Genomic DNA, 1,687 nt, shown 5'->3' on the forward strand with positions numbered 1-1,687 from the left:
CTGTAATTGCTGTGTACATCATTTCGCTTTCTGCTTTTTCATAACTTTCTTTTCCATACATATCATCATTTAATATTTCATCAAAGTAACTACTTAAAGGTCCCTCGCCTCAATGTCATCAAGCTAAGCTTCAAATAATTTACAGTTTAAAATAGCGAATTTTCAGAAATTAAGGATTCTAAATAAATTCCCCTATAATCAATATAGTAATTTAATATTGATTGGGGGATTTTTTTTGAAGAAAATTAATTATCTTAAAGAAGGAATAAGAGTAACAAACATGATAATAGATGATATAATATTTTTGTGTAAATTCAGAACGAAAAAAACTTATTTCACAAGAAAAGGAAATTTAAAAATGAATTTTAAAGATATAATATTGTTTACTTTAAATTTTGTAAAGAAAAGCTTGCAACTTGAATTGGATGATTTCTTTAAAAAGGTACGTAAAAATGATACAAATGTTACTAAGCAAGCATTTTCGGAAGCCCGCCGAAAGGTTTCACCTAAGGCTTTTGTATATCTTCTAGATAAGGTAAATGAATGGTTCTATAATAATACACCATTTGAGAAGTATCGCGGTTATAGATTATTAGCCATTGATGGTACGGTTTTACAGTTACATAATAGTGAAGAACTTAGAAATACATATGGATATATAGAAAATCAAAATGCAAAAGTGGCTCGTGCCCGAGCTTCGGCATTATATGATATAGAAAATGATATGATAATAACATCTAGTATAGGCCATTATAGAACTGGTGAAAGAGAAACCGCTGAAGAGCTAATTAATAATCTTTGTAAATTAGGCACACATAATGATTTAATACTATTTGATAGAGGTTACCCATCAAAAGATTTTATAGAATTTATTGAAAGTAAAAAATTGAAATACTTAATGAGAGTAAGTAATAGTTTTTTAAGTGTTGTTGTTAATGCACCAAAGGAAGATCAAATTATAGAAGTTAAGCATAATAGAGATACTTTAAAAATAAGAGTTATAAAATTCAAATTAGAATCAGAAATTATGGAAATATTAGTAACTAATATATTTGATAAAGACTTTTTAGTAGAAGATTTTAAGAAACTTTACTTTAAGAGATGGTCAATTGAAGTTAAATATAATGAAATAAAAAATAAACTTCAAATCGAAAACTTTACCGGCGCAACGCAAATAGCTATAGAGCAGGATTTTTATGCAACAATGTACTTAACTAATATGGTTTCACTAGCGAAGAAAGATGCAGATCAAGATATTAAAGAAAAGTATAAGGATAAGAATTTAAAATATGAGTATAAAGTTAATACTAATATATTAATAGGTAAACTTAAAGATAATCTAATTTTAATGATGCTTGAATGGAGCCCTAGAAAGCGCTCTAAAATGCTAAAAGAAATAAAAGCTGAAATCCAAAGAAATATAATTCCAATTAGACCTGATAGAAGTTTTGAGAGAAAAAATAATAAGTCGACCCAAATGGCTAATAGAATGAATAAAAAGAGATCTTTATAAGATACGCTAATATACTTTTATGGAAATATCTTCATTAATTATGGTGAGGGTTTATTTCTTATGCATAAATTTAAAAATACATAGGTTTAGAATCATAAAAAAGCCCATTAAATATGAGCTTTTCCATAAAAATTAATACTTGTAAAAATATTTAATTATAGCTTGATGACATTG

At 26.6% G+C, this 1,687-nt stretch carries 1 protein-coding gene and 1 pseudogene; one reads left to right on the top strand and one right to left on the bottom strand.

What is annotated here, in order from left to right; genetic code table 11:
• Positions 1-109 (bottom strand): annotated as a pseudogene (locus tag AAT22_RS18925) (stage V sporulation protein AD); the annotation flags it as partial.
• Between the two features lie 126 nt (positions 110-235).
• Here AAT22_RS18925 and AAT22_RS18420 point away from each other — a divergent pair.
• A complete protein-coding gene (locus AAT22_RS18420) occupies positions 236-1,513 on the top strand; it encodes an IS4 family transposase (RefSeq protein ID WP_047002331.1) in 1,278 nt (425 codons plus the stop codon).
• Positions 1,514-1,687 lie beyond the last annotated feature (174 nt).

The sequence above is a fragment of the Clostridium sp. C8 genome, assembly GCF_001010885.1.
Lineage (GTDB): Bacteria > Bacillota > Clostridia > Clostridiales > Clostridiaceae > Clostridium > Clostridium sartagoforme.